Annotated in this window: 13 protein-coding genes; all 13 read right to left on the reverse strand. The window is 39.5% G+C overall.

Annotated elements, in window-relative coordinates:
* Positions 1-6: 6 nt before the first annotated feature.
* Complete coding sequence (locus HT724_RS07795) at positions 7-2,418, reverse strand: glycoside hydrolase family 95 protein (protein WP_173276208.1); 2,412 nt, start codon at positions 2,416-2,418, stop codon at positions 7-9.
* A gap of 52 nt (positions 2,419-2,470) precedes the next feature.
* Positions 2,471-3,163, reverse strand: a complete 693-nt coding sequence (locus tag HT724_RS07800) for a phosphoglycerate mutase (protein WP_000240129.1) — start codon at positions 3,161-3,163, stop codon at positions 2,471-2,473.
* Positions 3,164-3,307: 144 nt separating this feature from the next.
* The gene (locus HT724_RS07805) at positions 3,308-9,238 is read right to left on the reverse strand and encodes a ZmpA/ZmpB/ZmpC family metallo-endopeptidase (RefSeq protein ID WP_173293574.1); all 5,931 of its coding nucleotides are present in this window, start codon (positions 9,236-9,238) and stop codon (positions 3,308-3,310) included.
* A 183-nt stretch (positions 9,239-9,421) separates the two neighbouring features.
* Positions 9,422-12,214, reverse strand: a complete 2,793-nt coding sequence (ileS, locus tag HT724_RS07810) for an isoleucine--tRNA ligase (protein WP_173276640.1) — start codon at positions 12,212-12,214, stop codon at positions 9,422-9,424.
* A 252-nt stretch (positions 12,215-12,466) separates the two neighbouring features.
* Positions 12,467-13,348, reverse strand: a complete 882-nt coding sequence (locus HT724_RS07815) for a DivIVA domain-containing protein (protein WP_345890312.1) — start codon at positions 13,346-13,348, stop codon at positions 12,467-12,469.
* Positions 13,349-13,356: 8 nt separating this feature from the next.
* Positions 13,357-14,142 (reverse strand): RNA-binding protein, encoded by a 786-nt coding sequence (locus HT724_RS07820; RefSeq protein ID WP_173276639.1) that lies wholly within the window; start codon positions 14,140-14,142, stop codon positions 13,357-13,359.
* The gene (locus HT724_RS07825; protein ID WP_000576512.1) at positions 14,139-14,402 is read right to left on the reverse strand and encodes a YggT family protein; all 264 of its coding nucleotides are present in this window, start codon (positions 14,400-14,402) and stop codon (positions 14,139-14,141) included. The genes HT724_RS07820 and HT724_RS07825 overlap by 4 nt, the downstream gene beginning before the upstream one ends.
* Positions 14,402-14,941 (reverse strand): cell division protein SepF, encoded by a 540-nt coding sequence (locus tag HT724_RS07830; RefSeq protein WP_173276638.1) that lies wholly within the window; start codon positions 14,939-14,941, stop codon positions 14,402-14,404. The genes HT724_RS07825 and HT724_RS07830 overlap by 1 nt, the downstream gene beginning before the upstream one ends.
* A gap of 9 nt (positions 14,942-14,950) precedes the next feature.
* Entirely contained in the window at positions 14,951-15,622 is a 672-nt protein-coding gene (locus tag HT724_RS07835; protein WP_173276637.1) for a YggS family pyridoxal phosphate-dependent enzyme, read from the reverse strand.
* A gap of 4 nt (positions 15,623-15,626) precedes the next feature.
* On the reverse strand, positions 15,627-16,886 hold the full coding sequence (ftsZ, locus tag HT724_RS07840) for a cell division protein FtsZ (protein ID WP_049521887.1): 1,260 nt from the start codon (positions 16,884-16,886) through the stop codon (positions 15,627-15,629).
* A 16-nt stretch (positions 16,887-16,902) separates the two neighbouring features.
* Entirely contained in the window at positions 16,903-18,276 is a 1,374-nt protein-coding gene (gene ftsA, locus HT724_RS07845; protein WP_173276636.1) for a cell division protein FtsA, read from the reverse strand.
* Between the two features lie 218 nt (positions 18,277-18,494).
* Positions 18,495-19,199, reverse strand: a complete 705-nt coding sequence (locus HT724_RS07850; RefSeq protein ID WP_173276635.1) for a TIGR02206 family membrane protein — start codon at positions 19,197-19,199, stop codon at positions 18,495-18,497.
* 94 nt (positions 19,200-19,293) lie between these two features.
* Positions 19,294-20,667: a UDP-N-acetylmuramoyl-tripeptide--D-alanyl-D-alanine ligase gene (gene murF / locus HT724_RS07855; RefSeq protein ID WP_173276634.1), complete on the reverse strand. Its 1,374-nt coding sequence runs from the start codon at positions 20,665-20,667 to the stop codon at positions 19,294-19,296.
* Between the last annotated feature and the right edge of the window lie 49 nt (positions 20,668-20,716).

Raw genomic sequence — 20,716 nt, forward strand, 5'->3', positions numbered from 1 at the left:
ATCTTCTTAAAAATAAAATTGAACCAGATCGCCTTCTGCTGTTGCTACCGAAATACAATCTTTCTCTATGCATTTCGCTTTTATTGTTTCTTTATCCAATTTAATCACACTCTTCTCAATACCTGGATAAGAGACTCTCAATTCTCCTCCACTTCTTGATAAAATGGTCATCTGTAAGAGTTTTTTATCCTCCCACCTCATGCTCACTTCAAAATGTCCACGTGCCATTAAGCCTGAAACAGAACCTGTTGACCAAGCATCAGGTAGGGCAGCTAGAGGCACCAGATAAGCTGTATGAGACTGGAGCAACATTTCCGCCATGCCACTAGTAGCACCAAAATTACCATCTATCTGAAAAGGAGGATGGGTGCACCAAAGATTGGGCAAGGTGGATGTCTTTAACTGCTCTGCTAATAATTTATGGGCTCGATTGCCATCTCCTAGACGCGCCCAAAGATTGATCTTATTAGCCTTGGACCAGCCTGTGCCCCCATCTCCACGATCATTGAGGCTAGCACGCGCCGCTTCAAGATACTCTTGCCCCTTGTAGCTAAAGAGAGTTCCAGGATAGAGTCCCACTAGATGGGAAGCGTGCCGATGCTGGGCCTCCACTTTCTCATTTTGAAAATGCTGCTCTTCCTCCTCATACCACTCCCTGATTCGACCAGATTGAGTGATTTGAAGAGGATTAAGCAAGTCAAACTTCTCCTTGACCTCAGTCAACAAAGTCTCATCCAGTCCCAATTCCTGAGCAGCCTGAATAAAATCATGAAATAACTGCCAAATCAGAGATTGGTCATAGGTATTGCCAATCGAAATCGGCCCATGTTCTGGCGAATAAGATGGAGAAGAGACCCAACGCTGCGCCTGCTGATCCTTATGTAAAAAGGCATTCCAAAAACGAACCGTTTCCCTCAACATGGGATAAATTTTCTCCCTGAGATAGTCTTGGTCCCTGTAAAATGAATAGGCTTCATAAACGGTTTGCATCATCCACGCATTGGCAGCTGGTGACCAACCCCAATAGTAATCCCAACCAGGTGCTGTCCAACCAAAGGGAGTCGCTTGAGTATGAACCAACCAACCATTTTCCTCCCCTTCCTGAGAGACGATTCCTGCATACCTTGCAGCCGCTATGCGACCATAGACACGCAAATCATCTACATAGTTGATGACCGGAAAGGCCGTCTCTAGGAGATTGGTAACATAGGCTGGCCAATAATTCATCTGCAGATTGACATTTAAGTGATAGTCCGAATTCCAAGGAGGATTATCGACCGCATTCCAGACCCCTTGTAGGTTAGCTGGTAGAGCATCTGGGCAGTCTCTGGAAGAACTAATCAATAAATACCGTCCATACTGGAAGAACAGCTCCTCCAAAGCCTGCCCCTCTTGTGGCTTATAATTTTTTAACAAATCATCTGTAGTGGATGCGTCAACATCAGACCCCAAATCCAATTGAACACGTTGGAATAAGGCTTGGTAGTCCTCAATATGCCTTGATTTCAATTGGGCATAGCCCTTTTCTTTAGCTGTGTCCACCAAGTCTATCACCTGTTGCTCTAAATCTAGTTTCTTGCGATAATTGCTAGCAGGATTTTGGGCAAAATCCGTCTTAGCTACCAAGAAAAGATTGGCATAACTGGCTCCTGATATCTGAACCTTATCTGACCTGACTCTAATGTCTCCATCCGTTTGCCAAGCTAGATAACTAGCAAACTGCAGGTCATTATCCTTAACTCGCCCCTTCATCAAGATATGAGAATCAGTGATATCCAGCTGACATTCCTTGTAATCAGATTTTTCCTGCTCATACTTTCCATCAGAAGCCAAATCACGACTTAGCGACAGTTCTATAGTAAAATCTAGAGTTTCCAACCCTTCCTTAGTAAAGCGCTGAACCAAGAGATCATCTGGAAAACTGTCAAAGGCTTCACGTTCAAATTTCGTTCCCTTATAGACATAAGAAGTCGTCGCAAGTGCCTTACTAATATTCAGCTGTCTCTGATAGTTCGTCACCTGAGACAAAGTCGTACCTTGCTGGCTGAACTCAATGAAAATATCCCCAAAGGACAGATAGGTCCCATATTGACTCGTTTTGGGCCCGACCAGGTGCTGTTCAGCCAGTTCCTTAGCCCGATTGTAATCTCTCTTTTCCAAAGCCTGCCGAATCTCAGCTAAAAAGTTATGCTGTTCTTGAAGATTTCCACCCTGATAATCTGAACTATCAGGAAGTGGACCTCCAGACCAGAGACTTTTTTCATTGAATTGAATCCGCTCAGCCCCTATAAGCCCAAATACTTTTGCCCCTAAAGAACCATTTCCTATCGGTAAGGCCTCTTCTTCCCAGCCCTTATATGTTGTTGACGCTGGTTGCTTGTAGGCCAGTACATAATCTTGTTTTTTATTCCTTATCATACTACCATACTAACATAAAAAGCCTAGAAATCAATTCTAGACTTACAATTTTTTATTTTCCAAGGTAGTATTCAGAAACTACGTTCAATTTTTCGTCAAATTCGAATACCAATGGTGGGAAGTTAGGGATTTCCACGTCCATGATTTCGTCATCTGACAAACCTTTGATATGTTTTACAAGGGCACGGATTGAGTTACCGTGAGCTCCTACGAATACGTTTTTACCATCTTTAAGAGCTGGAGCGATTTTATCTTCCCAGAATGGAAGGGCACGTTCCAAAGTCACTTTCAAGTTTTCAGCATCTGGGATAACTGAGTCGTCAAGTGAAGCGTAACGACGGTCAGTGTGAGCTGAGTGCTCATCATCACGGTCCATGTTTGGAGGCAATACATCGTATGAACGACGCCAGATGTGAACTTGCTCATCACCAAATTGTTCAGCAGCTTCAGCTTTGTTTTTACCAGTCAAACCACCGTAGTGACGTTCGTTCAAGCGCCATGATTTTTCAACTGGAACCCACAATTGGTCAGAAGCTTCAAGAGCCAAGTTAGTTGTTTTGATCGCACGTTTCAATACTGAAGTGTAAGCTTGGTCAAATTCGATACCAGCTTCTTTGATCAATTTACCAGCGTCAATCGCTTGTTGTGTACCTTTTTCAGACAAATCAACATCAGCCCAACCAGTGAAAAGGTTAGCTTTGTTCCATTCAGACTCACCGTGGCGAGCAAAAACCAATTTTACCATTAGATGGATTCTCCTTTAAATTTTCCGAGGTTTCCCCTCGTTTATCTATTCTATTTTACACAATTTTTCACAAAAAAGCTAGTCAAAACCAAAAAGGAAAGAGTTTCACACATGAAGAAACGAAACCTATCTTCATGTGCTACCCTAATTAGTAAATTTATTTTCCTCATCAAATATTGAAGTTCTAAAATCATTAGTTTGATCTAGATATGCTTTAAAGATTGCTCTCTTCAACTTATGAACTGCACTGTCAAATTCTGGTTTGTAATTACTCCAAGAATATCTATTCTCATCTGCATCCTTTCGAACAGCTTCATCCATTAATAGCTGCAACTCTGTAACACTACTTATAGTTTTCGTAGAAAAACTAGTCCAAGGTTTTGTTGTATCATTAAAAGTAACTTTATTCAGTCTATCAAATTGAGCTACACGTTTATTATACATATCTTGCTTGAATTGTGTCCAAGTTTTATATTGACCATTAAATACTTTTTCAAGTACTAATTCATCTGTAACTAAACCTACTTCTTTACCATAAGACTTAATCTTACTTCCCGCCGCTTTTGCATCTTTTTCATATTGATTTGAGATATAAGGTACCATGCCTTCTTTATATCCTTTTGCAGCTAATAATTCGAATGCCATACGGCGTCCCATTAAATCTCCTGGAGTCCCTATTTTACTACTTAAAGCAGAGTATATTGGTGAAAATAGATTAATTGTGTGGTATCCATTTCTTTCATACTCACCTTCATCTTTATATCCTCTTCGTGTAATAACATCATTTTCTATAAGACTATCAAATGAGTTTAATTTATAAATTTCATCCATCGTTAATCTACGAATAGCATTTGTTGCGTATACTTTATTACCATCTGGATCTTTCTTATATATATTCTCAATTTTTCTCAATAGATCATTTTTCTCATTATAACCTAATTTAGCTACAGCACGTCCTTCTAATATTTCAAGTGTATATATTAAATCAAACATATTATGCATATATTTTTGCAAGTCTTCTGCATTTTTAAATCGTTCTGTAGGATCTTTTACCTGTATCCTTGTTGCTTCGTCTGATTGATCATATTTTAATATAGAATTAATAGTGACTGTTGGATCATTAGGATGATCAGGTGCTTGTAACAATCCTTTCGCATAAAACTCTGGTCCTAATCCGCTTCTTCTTCCATATCCTCCAAGATAAATTTCTCTATCTGAGTTATGTGTCATTTCATGAGTATATGTTACTGCACCAGATTTATCTAGCATACGATAAGCCATATAGTAGAATGCATCACCTGTCGCATATGCTCCATGTTGATTATGAACAACATTGTTTCCAGCAGGACCAAAGAAGTTTTTAATAGCTGGATGATCAGTTTCAAAATCAGCTTGATAAGTATCTTTTTCGCCTTTATCATCTGTACCAAATCTAAATGCGTCATAGACTAGAATACTTCTAAATAATTTTTCTTTATTTTCATTATCTAGAATTTTATACCAATAATCATAATGATCTCTAAATCGTTTAGCCGCTTCTTTGGCGTTATCTTCTACAAATTTGTTTAACTTTTCTCCCTTAGGATATTCTGAACTTCTATATCTATCATAAGCACCAAATCCTATTGTTGAAATATTCGCTATCATAAACACTGTTTTTTCTTCAGGTAAAGTTAATAGTGGTAAGACCATACTTTGATATTTCCATGACGGGCTAGTTAATCTATCATAGACACCTATAGAATACTTAGTTCCTTGTTCTGATTGTTTTTTACTTACCTCTTCAATTGTAGATTTTTCTTCTACAATATATGCTTTAGTTTGAGTTTTAAACCACTCATTGTTAGAAGTTTTTGGTAAGAATACTTTTCTATATCTTTCTAATGCTTTAAATAAACTTTCAGTTCCATAATTTTTAGATAATAATACATTGTAAGTAATTACATTATTTTTCGCTAGTAAATTGTTAAAGCCAGATTTACCTAGTTCAATAACATTATCTAGAGCTGAACTATTTGATTTACCAAAGAAATCTAAATGATATAATACTAAATCTTTTGCACTTGCATTATCATATTTAAAATTATACCAGCGTTCAAGATATGTTAAACCTAGAAGTAACGCCTCTTTATTTTTCTTGATTTTCTCGATTACATAATTATCAATTATCGAATTACTATTCTCAGCGATTGCTGCATCTGCTGACAGAAGTTTCGCTAAACTATCACCTATAGCTTCTTTTGTTTTTTCAAATTGTTCATCTAGATATAATTCTGTTAATTTTATGTTACTAGAAATATCTAATACTTTTCTAACAGCACCTGAATCATATTGAACAGATTTCAGGTCATTTAAAACAGTTTTTACAATATTATCATAATTATGTAATAGCGTATTAGGTGTGTATATTAATTTTGTATTAGCTATTTCATATTCTGCTACTTTAGAGAAATCTTGTCGATATTTTACATCCAATGTTTGAGAAGTATTATCTGAATAATAAAGTAACAGTTTATTAATACTAGCTTTATGTTTATTAATATCTGTGATTACTTCTTTATCCTTCATTGGAACTACAGACACAACCTCTTTAGTAAATAAATCATTATTAGTGTCTACTAAATTACCATATTTAACAATTGTCTCTCTATTATAGAAAGGTAATAGTTTCTCAATATTTTTATATACTCTTAATCTATTAACATTAGCATCTTTTAAGTTTTTATAATCTGTTTCATATCTAGAAGAGAAATTAAAGTCTTCTATCTTAGTATTTTTCTTAGGAACAAGTTCAGCTTTTTTCTCGAGAACTTTATTATTTTCTAATACAGTTCCTCTTTGTATTTCTGAATCTCTACTTAGTATTTCATCATCTACTTGTACTACATTGACTACCTTATTATTTTGATTACTATAAGTGTTAGTTGCTCTTATTCCTTTAAAATCATAACCAGCAATAGCATTACCGTTCGTAACATTAACGTCACTTAATACATTTGTAAGTTGACCTGAGTTTCTTTCATCTGATGATTCTCTATCCCAAAGATACCCTGCAACTCCTCCAACATAACCAAAATGTTTTACATTATTAAGATTTCCTTCAACATAACTATTTCTGATAGTTGCATTTTTATCAACAACTCCCGCTATGCCACCAACAACCTGATCTCCTGTATTAGCATTTGTCGCCATATCAATAGATGAAATTGATCTATCAATCAAAGCACTAACTCCTGAAAGTTTTCCTACTAAACCACCTATTTGATAAGTAGCTTTTGTATCATAAGTATTCGTTATTCTACCAGTAAAACTACTTTCAGAAATTATAGAGTTAGTAACTTGTGAAACTAAACCACCAATGCTACGCTCACCAGCAATTACACCAGATGAATGAACGTTAGTAATGTTAGTACCATTTTTCGCTTCTTTAGCAATTGTAGCAGCATCATCTTTAGAAGAAATATTTGCTTCTTTTATTGAAATATCTTTTACTGTAGCACGGTTTAAAGTTCTAAATAATGGTTTTTTCAGATTATATATAGCGTAGTACTTATCATTATTTTTACCAATTAATGTACCTGTAAACTCATTACTAACATAGCTTTCTTGACCATCTTGAAGTTCTACTTCACGAGCATCCATAGTTGCTCCTAAACGAAACTCTCCAGAAGGATTACTATTCATAGCATCTACTAGATTTTTAAACGATGTATAAACTCCATTTTCACTTCTCACCATCTTAGGTAGGTAGTAAGTGTAATTGTCTAAAGTACTATTGTTTTCATGTTGAATTAAATCATTAGCTTGTCCTACAATTTTATAAACATCTTGATTATCTTTTGTAGCACTTTCAATACTCTTAACGGGTAACATAACATCTTTAAAATTCTCCGATTTTACTTTCATAAAGTAATTTGTTGGATTAGTTGGAACACTCGCAAGTGAAGTTACATGTCGATATTTATTATTTTCTACTGTAAACAATTCCACATTTGAAATATTTCTAAGTTCTAGTTTCTTGTCGACTTGTTTTTCTTCTGCTTTTGGTGATGATTCTTCTTTTCCTGTAGATGTTCCTTCTATTGACGCTGTTGGGTCTGATCCTACTTGTACAGCTGGTTCATCACCCTGTGGTTTTTCTGAATCTGAATTAGATGATTCTGAGTTTTCGTTCACAGTCGAAGCTTCAGTATTTTGTGAATTTGTTTCTTCTTTATTGCCTTCTGTTACTGAAGGTGATGACTCTGAATTACCTGAATCATTTGTAGCATCTACAGATGGAATAGTTGAAGTTTCTGACGTTGGTTCGGATTTATTTTCTTCTCCAGCTGGTTGCGTAGCTGTTGACTCCCCTTCAGAAGCAGTTGATGAAGATTCAGTTGAAGAAACTGAATCCTCCGCTTTACCTTCTTCTCCTGATTCTTTTGGTGCTGGGGTTGCTTCTGCTATTATTCCTGGTTCTTCAGCTTCTTCCGTTGCTTCGGCTTTACCTTCTTCTCCTGCTGGTGTTGATTCCACAGTTGCAGATGTTCCTGGTTCTGCTGACTCTTCTGCTTTTGCTTCTTTTTCTGTTGCTTCTGGTGTTGTTACCGCTTCTTCTTTAGACTCAGCTGACGGTGTATTTGTTGCGCTATCTTGTTTTCCTGTCTCCTCAACAGAGGTTTCTTCTGCATTGCCTACTTCACTTGAAGTTGTAGCCTCTGTAGCTGCTTCTGTTGAAGCTGGGGTTTCTGGTTTTGATGGTGCTGGAGTTTCTTCTGCTGGTTGGCTTTGTTCTCCTGAAGTTGTAGCCTCTACCACTGGTGCTTCTGAAACTTCTGCTTTTGGTGTTGTTCCTGAAGCTTCTTCTGTTGAACCTAGAGTCGCTTCTGAACTTCCTTCCGCTGCTGGTGCACCTGTTGTAGCTACTTCTGAACCTGTTCCTGCTTCTTCAGTTTCTTTTACTTCATTTCCTGCTGTTGTTCCTGCTTCTTTTGGAGCTGGTTTCGCTGCCTCGGACTCTGTTACTTTTGGTTCCGGTGCTTCTGTTGCACCTGGTTGTTCTTCTTTATTTTCTGGAGTTGTAGGTGCTTCTGTTTTTGGTTCAGCCAATTCTGCTGACTCTGTTCCTGTTTCTCCTTCTGAAACTGTTCCTTCAGGTGTATCTTCTTTTGGAGTTGTAGGTGCTTCTGTTCCTGATTCTTCAGTTTCTTTTCCTGTTACTCCTGGAGTTACTTCTGAAGCCCCTTCTGTTCTTCCTGAAGCTCCATTTGCCACTAATTCTGTTGAATCTGGTGCTGATTCTGCTGTTCCTGTAAATGTTCCTTCAGGTGTTGATTCTGCTTCTTTAGGCTCAGCTGGTTTTTCTACCTCTGGCGCTGATTCTGTTGGTGCTGGAGACACTGGTTTTTCTGCTTTTGGCGTTGTTACAGTTGGCTCTTCTGCTTTTGGTGCTACTGGAGCTGCTGTTTCTTCTTTAACTTCTGGGCTTGTCTCTGCTGATGCTTCTGAGGCAGGCTCTTCACCTGATTCTTCCGATCTTTCCACTACTGGTGCTGATACAGGCTGATAAACTGGGCTATAGTTCACAGTCATTTTTTCAACTTTCTCAGTGACATCTGTTAATTCAAAGGTAACAGCTTTTGTTTCCTGATCTTTCTTGAGCAAGACTTCGTAAGTGCGAACTTCGCCACTTGCACCACTTTCTTTGATGACAATCTTGTGTTTTGTGACTGTATCTGAAACCGTTTCAGCTTCAGTAAAGTACAATTCATTGTGTGGTAAGAATAAATTCTTGCCTGAAGCTTGATTCATTTCTTGGAGTACATCTACAGGGATATTGCTTGCTTCGCTGATAACACTTAATGTATCTCCCCACTTAATGACATACTTAAATAAATCACCTTCTTTTTGAAGATCAGCTTTCACTTCCTCAACTGTTCTGGCTACCCAGACACCATCTTGTTCACTGGCTGATACAGTTGGAGCTAAAAAGCCCAGACCTAGCAAAATGACACCTGTCGCAACAATTGCACCAGTTCTCAATTTTCTAAAGCCACGGAGGGACAAGCTTCCTCTAACATTTGTTTGTCTCATAATGTTTATTTTTCCTCACTAGTTTAAGAAATCGCAAGAAAAATAATCTTGCGATTTTAGCATACTTACTTTCTCCTAGTATTAGCAAAACCAATTCTCATTAAACTTTAGCATCTCACAAGAGAGATTATAAACTTGGAATAACTGATTTTTATATACTAGACGCATAGAGACTTCTCAACCTTATTTCTCTTCAAATCCTTCTGAGACTGCGTCCGCGAAGTTTTCTTCTACGATACTTGCACAGTGGTCACAAATGACGGCATGGTAGCTGCGTTCTGCTGTTGTTGGGTCGATACGACGGCAACGGTCACATACTTGGCCTGCAGCGCGTTCAACTGTGAAGGCTACATCTTCGAAGCTAACGGCAACTTCTGGAGCTGGTCCTTCTGCGATGGTCAATTCAGACACGATCAAAAGTTGTGCTACATTGCTGTTTACTGCTTCGAGTAGAGTTTTCACAACTTCATTTGGGTAAACTGTCAAGTGTGCTTCGAGTGATTTACCGATAACTTTTGCATTACGCGCTTCTTCCAAGGCTTTTTGAGCTTGTCCACGGAAGTCCATGAAGGCTGCCCATGTATCCAAGATTTCTTCTTGATTAGCAAATGTTTCTGCTTCTGGCAATTCTGACAATTGAACGAAGTCTTCTGCTTCAAACTCAAGGTATGACCAGATTTCTTCCGCAGTGTGAGGAAGGATTGGTGTCAAGAGTTTCGTGATTTTCACAAGAATGTCATAGAAGACAGTCTGCATTTGACGGCGTTCCAGTGATTTGGCACCTTCAATGTAAACAACATCTTTGGCAAAATCAAGGTAGAAGGCTGACAAATCAACGTTGATAAAGTTCACCAAGGCCTTGTAGATTGTCAAGAATTCAAAGTCTGCATAGGCATCACGAATGGTCTTGACAAGCTGGTTAAAGCGAATCGTCATGTACTTATCAACTGAACGAAGTTCATCGTAAGCTACTGCGTCTTGAGCTGGGTTAAAGTCAGATGTGTTAGCAATCAAGAATCGAAGGGTGTTACGGATTTTACGGTAAGTTTCAGAGACTTGGCTCAAGATATCCATAGAGATACGCACGTCGTTGCTTGAGTCAACACTTGTTACCCAGAGACGCAAGATTTCTGCACCAAATTGTTTTTCAACATCACTTGGAGCAATGGTATTTCCAAGAGATTTAGACATCTTCTCACCTTTACCATCAAGGGCAAAACCTTGTGACAAGATTTGTTTGTATGGTGCTACGCCATGGTTAGCAACAGATGTGATGAGTGAAGAGTTGAACCAACCACGGTACTGGTCAGAACCTTCTAGGTAAAGGTCTGCTGGGTAAGTCAACTCAGGACGGTTTACTACAACCCCATTCCATGATGAACCTGAGTCAAACCATACATCCATAATATCTGTTTCTTTTTTGAACTCACCATTTGGTGAACCTGGATGAGTAAATCCTTCTGGCAAGAGGTCCTTAGCATCACGTTCCCACCAAATGCTTGAACCATGTTCTTCAAAAAGTTGAGCTACGTGTTCAATCGTTTCAGCTGTCATGATAGCTGTACCATCTTCAGCATAGAAGATAGGAAGTGGAACACCCCAAGCACGTTGACGAGAGATAACCCAGTCGCCACGGTCACGAATCATATTGTAAAGACGGACTTTACCCCATTCTGAGTGGAATTTCACTTTTTCAATTTCGTCCAAGATTTCTTGGCGGAATTTAGAAACTGAGGCAAACCATTGTGGAACTGCACGCCAGATGATTGGTTTCTTGGTACGCCAGTCAAATGGGTATGAGTGAGATATTTCTTCTTGGGCTAGAAGGAGACTGCCGAGTTTTTCAATAACAGTTGGAACCACCTTGTCATAGAATTGACCTTCAAACTCAGGACCAGCATTCTTCATCATGATACCACGTTCGTCAACAGTGACTGCAACTTCAAGACCATTAGCAATACCGACATTGTAGTCATCCTCACCAAAACCAGGGGCTGTATGGACAATACCAGTACCAGAATCAGTTGTAACGTGGTCACCAAGAATAACGAGTTCATCTACAGCTGTATCCCATGGGTGTTCTGTTACGATATGATTCAATTCTTGACCACGGTAAGTTGCCAACACTTGAACATCAGCCCAACCAAATTTCTCAGACAAGCTAGTCAACAATTCTGCAGCAACCACAAACTTACGAGCTTCACCAGCAGGTTGAACCAAGACGTAATCAATATCCGCTCCAACAGTCAAACCACGAGAAGCTGTGATGGTAAATGGAGTAGTTGTCCAGACAACGATATAAGTATCTGTATCTAGAACACCTTTGCCATCTTTTACCTTATTGGCATAGTAAAGAGATGTAGAAAGCAAGTCATGATATTCAATTTCTGCTTCAGCAAGGGCTGACTCAGATGACCAAGACCAGTAAACTGGTTTGGCACCACGGTAGATATAACCCTTATTAGCCATCTCACCAAAGACACGGATTTGGGCTGCTTCATAGTCAGGAGTCAAAGTCACATATGGATTTTCCCAGTCACCAGAAACACCCAAACGTTTAAAGTCTTCACGTTGTTTATCTACTTGAGAAAGAGCGTATTCACGGCAAAGTTTCAAGTACTCAACCAAGTCCATTTCTTTACGTTTGACACCTTGTTTTGCCAAAACTTGCTCGATTGGCAGACCATGAGTATCCCAACCTGGGATAAATGGTGCGTAAAAACCTGACATGGATTTTGAGCGAACAATGATATCTTTTGAAATCTTGTTCATAGCATGTCCAACGTGGATATTTCCGTTCGCGTATGGAGGGCCATCATGCAAGGTGAAATGAGGTTTTCCTTGGTTCAATTCTTGACGACGTTGGTAAAGTTTTGCATCTTCCCATTCCTTTTGCCAAACTGGCTCTTTGGTAGGAAGGCCTGCACGCATTGGGAAAGCTGTTTTCCCAAGATTAAGGGTATCTTTGAGTTTCATGGTATCTCCTTTATAAATAATAACAAATTAAAAACCACGACTGCCAAAAAGGACGAAAATCGTGGTACCACCTTTATTCGGAAAAAGATCTAGTCTTTCTCCCTCTTATCCCGTAACGTGGGGAACGTCAAATCTTACTCCATTCAGACTTGATTGTTTGAGAGGATAATCTTATCGTTAGGGAATGCAGGACTCACACCATCTCCTGCTCGCTGGAAATATAAGGATAAGATATTGTTCTCAGAATATTTCTTATAAAATTGTAACGGATTCTTGCGGTGCTTCAAATCCTGGTGCTGAATCAAACGTTTCTGTAGCTGGTGTTGGACCTGTCGGATGCACTGGAGCTACTTCTGGTTCTTCGTACATTGGACCAACTGGATGAGCAGGCTCTTCTTCCATTTGAGGACTCACTACAGGAGTTGGATTTTCCACTCCCTGTTTAGCCTGAGCTTCAAATTCAGCCAATTCTTTATTGGCTGCCTCAATACGAGCTTGTAACTCTGCCATTTCTGCTTGAGAGAACTGACGTGTCATATCAATTGGTTCTTCCTCAATTGGAGCTGGAATCGGTTCTCCAAGTACTTCGCTAACCACTTCTTTAAAAGCTTCATCACTGGTTTGAAGATAAGTAGCTGTTGGACGGAGAATATCTTCCCAATCTGAAGACTCAACAATAGCCAACTGACTCTCAATTGTAGATTTGAGACGTTGGTGGAAGACACGGCTCTTGTTCTTCAATTCTTCTGTTTCAACAGCAACTTTCTTAGCATTATCAGTTGCTTGACGAAGAATCTCGTTTGCCTTATATTTAGCTTCTTCCAACAAGCGTTGCGCATCTTGTTCTGCTTGGTGAACGATATTGTTTGAACGTTCATGTGCCGCTTGTTTCACTCGCTCAGCTGTGTCTTGGGCAATCAATACAGACTGGCTCAATGAATCTTTCATTTCGTCAAAGTAAGACAAACGTTCTTCTAAACTCTTAATACGCAAATCTTTATCATGATTCGCACGAACAAGATCTTCGTAATCACGAACCACAATATCTAAAAATTCATCGACTTCTTCTGGATCAAAACCTCTGAATCGAGTTCCAAAGGTTTTGTCCTTTATTTCTAATGATGTAATTGGCATTCTATTCCTCACTTACTTAATAATAACTGGACGGTTATTTTTTTCTTCTCTTTTTTCGTTTGTCCCTTATCTTGAAGCAATCTCAAGCGCCCAAATTTTCTCACACTAATCAAGTCTCCAACTTGAACAGTGTAATCTGATTTGTCTACCACATGATAATTTACTTGGACAAGTTTCTTTTCAATCAACTGGTTTGCTTGATTCCTAGATAGTTTCAAAACATTTGATAAAAGAACATCTAATCGAAAACTAGACACACATAAATCCAGCTCTCGATACTGTTCTATCTTATCTATTTTCTCGGTGAAAGGACGTTCCTCCAGCGAAACAGGTATACGGCCAATTTTCTTCAATCCATCTTGAAAGAGAAGAAAAAATTGCTGATTGACCATAATCTGCGCTCGTTCTTCATCTACTAGGATATCTCCAAAAAGTTTCCGTTCAATCCCTAATTGATTGATGACTGTCCCTAAAATCTTAGCATGCGTTAAGTGTTCAAATTTATTGGAATACACTATTTCCTGGAGAGATATTTCAAAATCTGAAAACTCTGGTTGGAAATAATCTGGGTATAATAAAACTCGAACATACTCACTCGAGACGAATTCCCCACTACTGCTACAAGCAAGACCATAGGTTTTGGCCAAAATCTTTAATAGCTTCTCCTGATGAGGATTGATAAAAGGAGTTAAAAAAGGAGCATAGCTATCTTCTACCTTCTTTATCCATTCCATTCCCTTGTCAAGAAATGGACGATCTTCTATGGAGAAATGCTGGTAAATCCCTTTATTCATCCTATCATCGCCAGAAAACGGACTAGGTTTTCTCCTAAAAATCGAATCAAAACAATCGCAACCCAAACAGATAAATCAAGACCTGCTATCTGTAAAGGCAGGCGTTGCAAAGGAGCAAGTACTGGTTTTACCAACGCTACAATCCAACGACCTAAACTGGATTCGTAGGCACCTGGAAACCAAGACATGACAGCAAAGGCCACCAAAATCAGGGAGTAAATATCTACTGCATTATAAATCATACGAATTAAAAAAATCATTATCGTACTCTATTTCGCTTCATATCAAAGCCAAACTCACCCTGTTGATCTTCATCTGGTAAACGAATATCTTCTACATTCACAATAACATTCACTGGTGTTAACAGATACATAGTAGATGCTACCTTTTTCAAATTTCCAGCTAAAACATGACAAGCTCCATCCAAATAGTCCAAACAACGACGGGCCTGTACCTCTGTCATATACTGAAAATCAATTAAAATACTTTCGTTTCCTGCCAATAAATCAACAATTTCTGTTGCATCCTCATATTTTCTAGGATAACGAACATCTATAATGACCTTATCCGTTGCACGCTGACTCTGATTTGCCAATTCCTGTTGTCGTGTATGCAGTCTGGTGATATTGCTATCTTTTGCACCAGCAGACTGTGAAGGTTGATTCATTGGTAGAGCCGGTTCCTGTGAAGAATTTACTGGAGTTAACACAGGCTCATCTCTTTTTTCATAAGGGAGACTTGAATCCTCATCCTCCGTAAAATAATCTATAAATCTATCGAATCTATCTTTTAAAGACATGGTTCTCTCCTACTTAAAAAATGATGTACCTATACGAACAAAGGTGGAACCGAATTGAATCGCTTTTTTATAATCACGACTCATTCCCATACTTAACTCGGTCATAGGCATATTTGGAATTTGTTTTTCTTGGATTTCTTTTTGTAAATCTTGGGTAGCCTTGAAAATTTCTTTCAACTGCTCACTACTAGCCTCAAAAGGTGCCATCGTCATTAAACCAACATATTCAATCTTATCTAGTCTGGCTAACTCTGGCAAGATTTCCAGCAGTTCCTCTCTCGAAAAACCGTGCTTGCTTTCTTCTTTAGAAATATTTACCTGAAGGAAACACTTGATGACTCGGTCACTTCTTTTTTGAATTTCCTCTGCTAGCTTGACTGAATCCAAAGCATGGAAATAATCAACGTATTGAATAACATCTTTCACCTTACGTCTTTGCAAGGTACCAATCAAATGCCAAGTCACATCTCGATCTTTTAAAGCTTCATATTTCTCCAGAAACTTATCGACACGATTTTCACCGATATGATGAACACCTAGCGGAAGCAAGGCTTCCGCTGTCGGTACATCTACATACTTGGTAACTGCAATGACAGAGACTGAACCACTCTCTCGATGAGCACTCAGACTCGCCTCTGCGACTTCTCGAAAAACAAGTTCTGTATTTTCTTTTACATTCATTTACTTAACGATTTTTGAAAAATGGAGGTGTATCCAATTCATCTTCATCTTGTGATGTTGGGGCTTCAAAGCGTTCGACTGGAGAAACGACTGAATCTGTTGTACGAACAATCGATTCACGGCGAAGATCCCAATCACCAAAAGCAGATGCTTGAGTTGGTTCCAAGCGACGTGGATTTTGTTTTGGCAATTCAGCTGTTTCTGCCATATCAAAATGACGATCAAAGCCATGTGAATGAGCTGGTTTCACTGTCTCACGGTAGTTAGTAGCAGGTCTAGCTTGTGGAGCCACAACCTTTTCTACGCGGTCTTGACGAACACCTGTTGCAACAACTGTTACACGAATTTCATCACGCATACTTTCATCAATTGAAGTACCGAGCCAGATGTTCACTCCTTGACCTGCCGCCTGGTTCACAATTTGTGAAGCCTCTTCTGCTTCAATCAAGGTTAAGTCAAGACCACCAGTTACGTTGACGATAACATCTTCTGCACCGTCAATAGTTGTTTCAAGAAGTGGTGAATAGATTGCCTTACGTGCTGCTTCTACCACACGTTCTTCTCCACTACCGATACCAATACCCATAAGAGCATTCCCTTTATTTGCCATAACTGTTTTCACATCGGCAAAGTCAAGGTTAATCAATCCTGGATTGGTAATCAAATCAGTAATCCCTTGAACACCTTGACGAAGAACGTTATCTGCTTCGCTAAGAGCCTCCAAAAGCGGCGTCTTCTTATCAACAATTTCAAGCAAGTTGTTGTTTGAAATAATCAATAGAGTATCTACATGCTCACGCAGTTGGTTGATTCCTTCTACAGCAAATTGTCCACGTTTGCTTCCTTCAAAACCGAAAGGACGTGTCACAACACCAACTGTAAGCGCACCTAAATCTTTAGCGATACGAGCAATAACAGGAGCAGCTCCAGTTCCAGAGCCTCCTCCCATACCAGCAGTGATGAAGACCATATCTGCGCCACTGATAGCTTCCGTCAGTGTTTCTTCGCTTTCTTCAGCAGCTTTACGACCAACCTCAGGTTGACCTCCTGCACCCAAACCACGAGTCAATTTAGGTCCCAACTGAATAACAGTCTCAGCTTTTGTACTACTCAATGCTTGTACATCTGTGTTTGCTGCGATAAATTCTACGCCTGTAACACCTTCGTCGACCATACGGTTGATGGCATTGCCACCACCTCCACCGACACCAATTACTTTAATCACTGCCCCTTGAGCAGCAGCTGTATCAAATGAAAATGTCATAATTTATTTTTCCTCTTTATTCGTCAAACATGCTTCCGATCAAGCCACGGAAACGATCTGCTAATTTCGGTTTATTTTGTGAAGCTTGTTGGAAATCCGCCATTGGTTCTGTAGGCGCCACCGGCTCTACTTCTGGAGCAGGAGCTGGTTGAACAGGCGTTGATTGTACAAACTGAGCTGTCTTTTGCAGCATCCCACCAAAACTAATTGGCTGATGACTTAAATCATTCTCACCTTTTATCGCTCTCTGAGCCAAAAGATTAACTTCTGTTAATTGACCCGCAAATTCTGATAAACTAATCACATGCGCAAAGGCTGGATTACGGATACCAACTTGATTTGGAACATAAAGCTTGACACGAACGCCAAAGACTTCTTGAGCCAATTCTACCATACCCGGTAAAATAGCATTTCCACCGATCAAGACAATGCCACCAGGGAGCTCCAATAGACGTCTTCTATCTAATTCTTGCTTAATTTGTTCAAGGATGTGCTTGATTCGTGCAGAAATAATTTCTGACAAGTAGGCTTCCGTCACTTCGACTGCTTCTACTTCTCCAATAACTTCTACTTGGAAGGTTTCTTTGCTTGCAAGAGGAGGGTAAGCCTCTCCATAGTTTAATTTCAAACCTTCAGCCAACTTCTGAGAAGTTTTCAAGACTTTAGAGATATCCTTAGTTACATAATCTCCGCCTTCTTGGAGAATATTGGTAAACTGGAGTTCTTGGTTACGGATTGTAGCGACAGTCGTTTGACCTGCCCCCATATCAATCACTGTAGCACCAAATTCACGTTCCCCTTCGTTCAAAACTGATTGAACCATTGCTAGTGGTGAAATGATAATATTTTCAACCTGAACACCTGCACGCTCAACCGTCTTACGCAAATTGTGCAAGATAGTACGAGGTCCTGTATAAAGCAAACCACGCATTTCAAGGCGAACCCCCATCATGCCACGTGGGTCACGAATCCCTTGGAAACCATCCACAATAAATTCTTCAGGAATAAAGGTAATGACTTCACGGTCAGGTGTCATACTCTTTGTCAAAGCTGATTTGACAACATTTTCAACATCTTGATCCGTAATTTCCTTGGTATCAGATGTTACTGGAATCATCCCTTGAGTTGGTTCTACCTGCAAAAGATTACCAGGCAAGCCGACATTCACTGATTTAATAGAAATGCCTGCCTTTTCTTCCGCTTGGGAAATAGCTGATTTGATAGCAGTTGCTGCCGCATCAATATCAACAATAATTCCATCCTTTACACCTTTACTTTTGGCATTACTCACGCCAATTACATTTAATTCACCATTTCTCTGCTCGGCTACAAGCACCTTAACAGAGCTTGTTCCAATATCTAGACCTGTAAAAAAGCCTTCTCTAGCCATTACATCGCATCCTCTCTATCTTCCAAGTTTCGCACTTCGTATTATTCCATAGCTAAACCTAGGCATAGCTATTCACAGAATATTATAACACAAAAAATTTAATCGTGCTTGCTTTTTTCCTAAATTTCCCAGCCAATTTTTGAGTTTGTCTATTCAGAAATTCTTATTTTATGAGCTGCTTGTAAAAACTCTCTAAGATCAAAAAAGAAAGCTCATTTCTAAGCTTTCTTTGCAATCATTTTTTCTGCTTCTTGTTCTAAAAATAGTTCCAAAATTTTCTTTGTCAACGTAATCGCCGCTGACAAGGCCAGGGAAACGATTAAATAATTAGCTACTAAGCCGTGGTCTCCAACCAATGGCGGTTTTGTCAAAAATCCATAATCGCCACCTGTTACCAAATTGACCACAAAAATCAAGGCATTTAATGCAAAGGTCATGAGAAAAATCCCCTTCACATCCAGCAAACGCGCACTATACTGTCTCAAGAGATAAATTAGGGAGTTCCCCAAGAGAGCTAAGTGGCCAAAGATAAAGGATAAAATCGCAATATGGGGGAAAGGATAGGCATCTGGCACTGGATAAACAAAGGCTGCTAATGTCCCAAATGTTCCTAGCAATGCAAAATACTGCCTATATTTAGACTGACCAGGAAGCAAGAGCACCACAAACATGGCCATACGACAATGGTAAAAGGGTAAGCTTTCTGATAGTGGCATATGATTGACCCAGTACCAACCATAAAGTAGGATTAACTGAACGGCCTGTAAAATCTGGAAAAATCGTTGGTAAACCCTCTTTTCACGATAACGATAGGCTGTATAAAAGGTCAAAGCCAAGAGTGTAAATATACTGACATACCAAAAAAGGTCAAATTTGGGCGGTTCTGTTGCTTGGGTCGTAAAGAAAATATCCCATAAATTCATCTAGTCTTCCTCATGATTCAAAATTTTCCTGCATATTATTATACCATGCTATTTGTAAAAAATGGATTTAGAAATACGTAAATGTTTGACAAAATTACTTGTCTTCAGTTTCTAAACTTTCTACCAATTTGGCTAGGTTCATAGAGTTAGAGCCTTTGAGCAGGATTTGGTCATTGGTTCCAAGGCTTTCCTTGACCTGCTTGACTAGGTCTTCAAATTGGTCTTGGTCTTCTGTTTTCTTGAAGTAAAAAACGTGGCCAATTGGGAACATTTGACTAGCCAATTGGGCTAATTCAGCAATATCTTCCCCATAGAAAATCACGGTATCCAGCACATCTGGCGAGAGGCTCAAAATCATCTGATTATGGAGTTGAACTGACTGGTTACCCAGTTCCTTCATGTCCGCTAAAACCGCAATTTTCTTGCCACCTTCATTGGCTGGAATGGCAGAAAAAGTCTCCAAAATCAACTTCATAGCAGTTGGATTGGCATTGTATACGTCAGACAGAATATCTGCTCCATTGGCTGCTTTCTTCCACTCGGTACGGTTACGCGTCAATTCAAGATGTTGGAAGGCCAAACGAATTTGCTCCTCTGAAACTCCTTCTTGTATGGCAACATAGGACGCAATCATAGCATTGGTAGCATTGTACTTACCAGTCACTGGCAAATCAAGGTCTTGTTCCAAGAAATTAGCCTTAAAGGTCAGACTGTCCTTACGCTCAACCAAGTCTGTGATTTCCAACTCAGCTCCTTGCCCAAAACGGACCACCTTTTTATCAGCTGGCAAGTAGGCCTCTACAATGGAGTCGGCTGGGGCCAAAAGCAAAGAACCTTCAGCCATCCCGTCTGCAATTTGCATCTTTCCTTTAGCAATCTCAGAACGGTCTTTGAAAAAGGCCAAATGGGCTTCTCCAACCAAGGTTACGATGGCTGTTTTTGGACGAGCCAATTCAGACAAGAGATGAATATCTCCCAAGTGATCCTGCCCCATCTCCAAGACCAACTTTTCTGTTTCTTCAGGCATATGGAGAACTGTGTAAGGAAGGCCAATCTCATTATTGTAGTTGCCTTGTGTTTTGTAAGTTTTGTAGGTTGTTGATAGCAAGTGCGCTAACATATCCTTGGTCGTTGTCTTGCCATTTGAACCCGTAACCGCAAAGACATCAACCGCTGTTTTTTCAAGATAGTAGGCAGCTAGGGTTTGAAAGGCAGTCAAAACATCATCTACTAGAATGTAGGGATGATTTGCGATTTCTTTCTCAGACAAGGTTACAGCAGCGCCATTTTCAAAGGCTGTTTCGATAAAGTCGTGACCGTCACGCGCACCTTTGAGTGGCACAAATAAATCTCCAGTCCCAATCAATCGACTGTCAAACTCAGCCTTTTCTAACTGGGCGTCCGCAAAAAGACTAACATCATTTTTAGCTCCAACAGCTTGGACAACCTCATGGATTGTTAATTTCATTTCTACTCCTTTAAAAAGGGTTGAAGTCCGAGAACTCTGATCACCTTGC

The sequence above is a fragment of the Streptococcus sp. k-402 genome, assembly GCF_013277515.1.
Lineage (GTDB): Bacteria > Bacillota > Bacilli > Lactobacillales > Streptococcaceae > Streptococcus.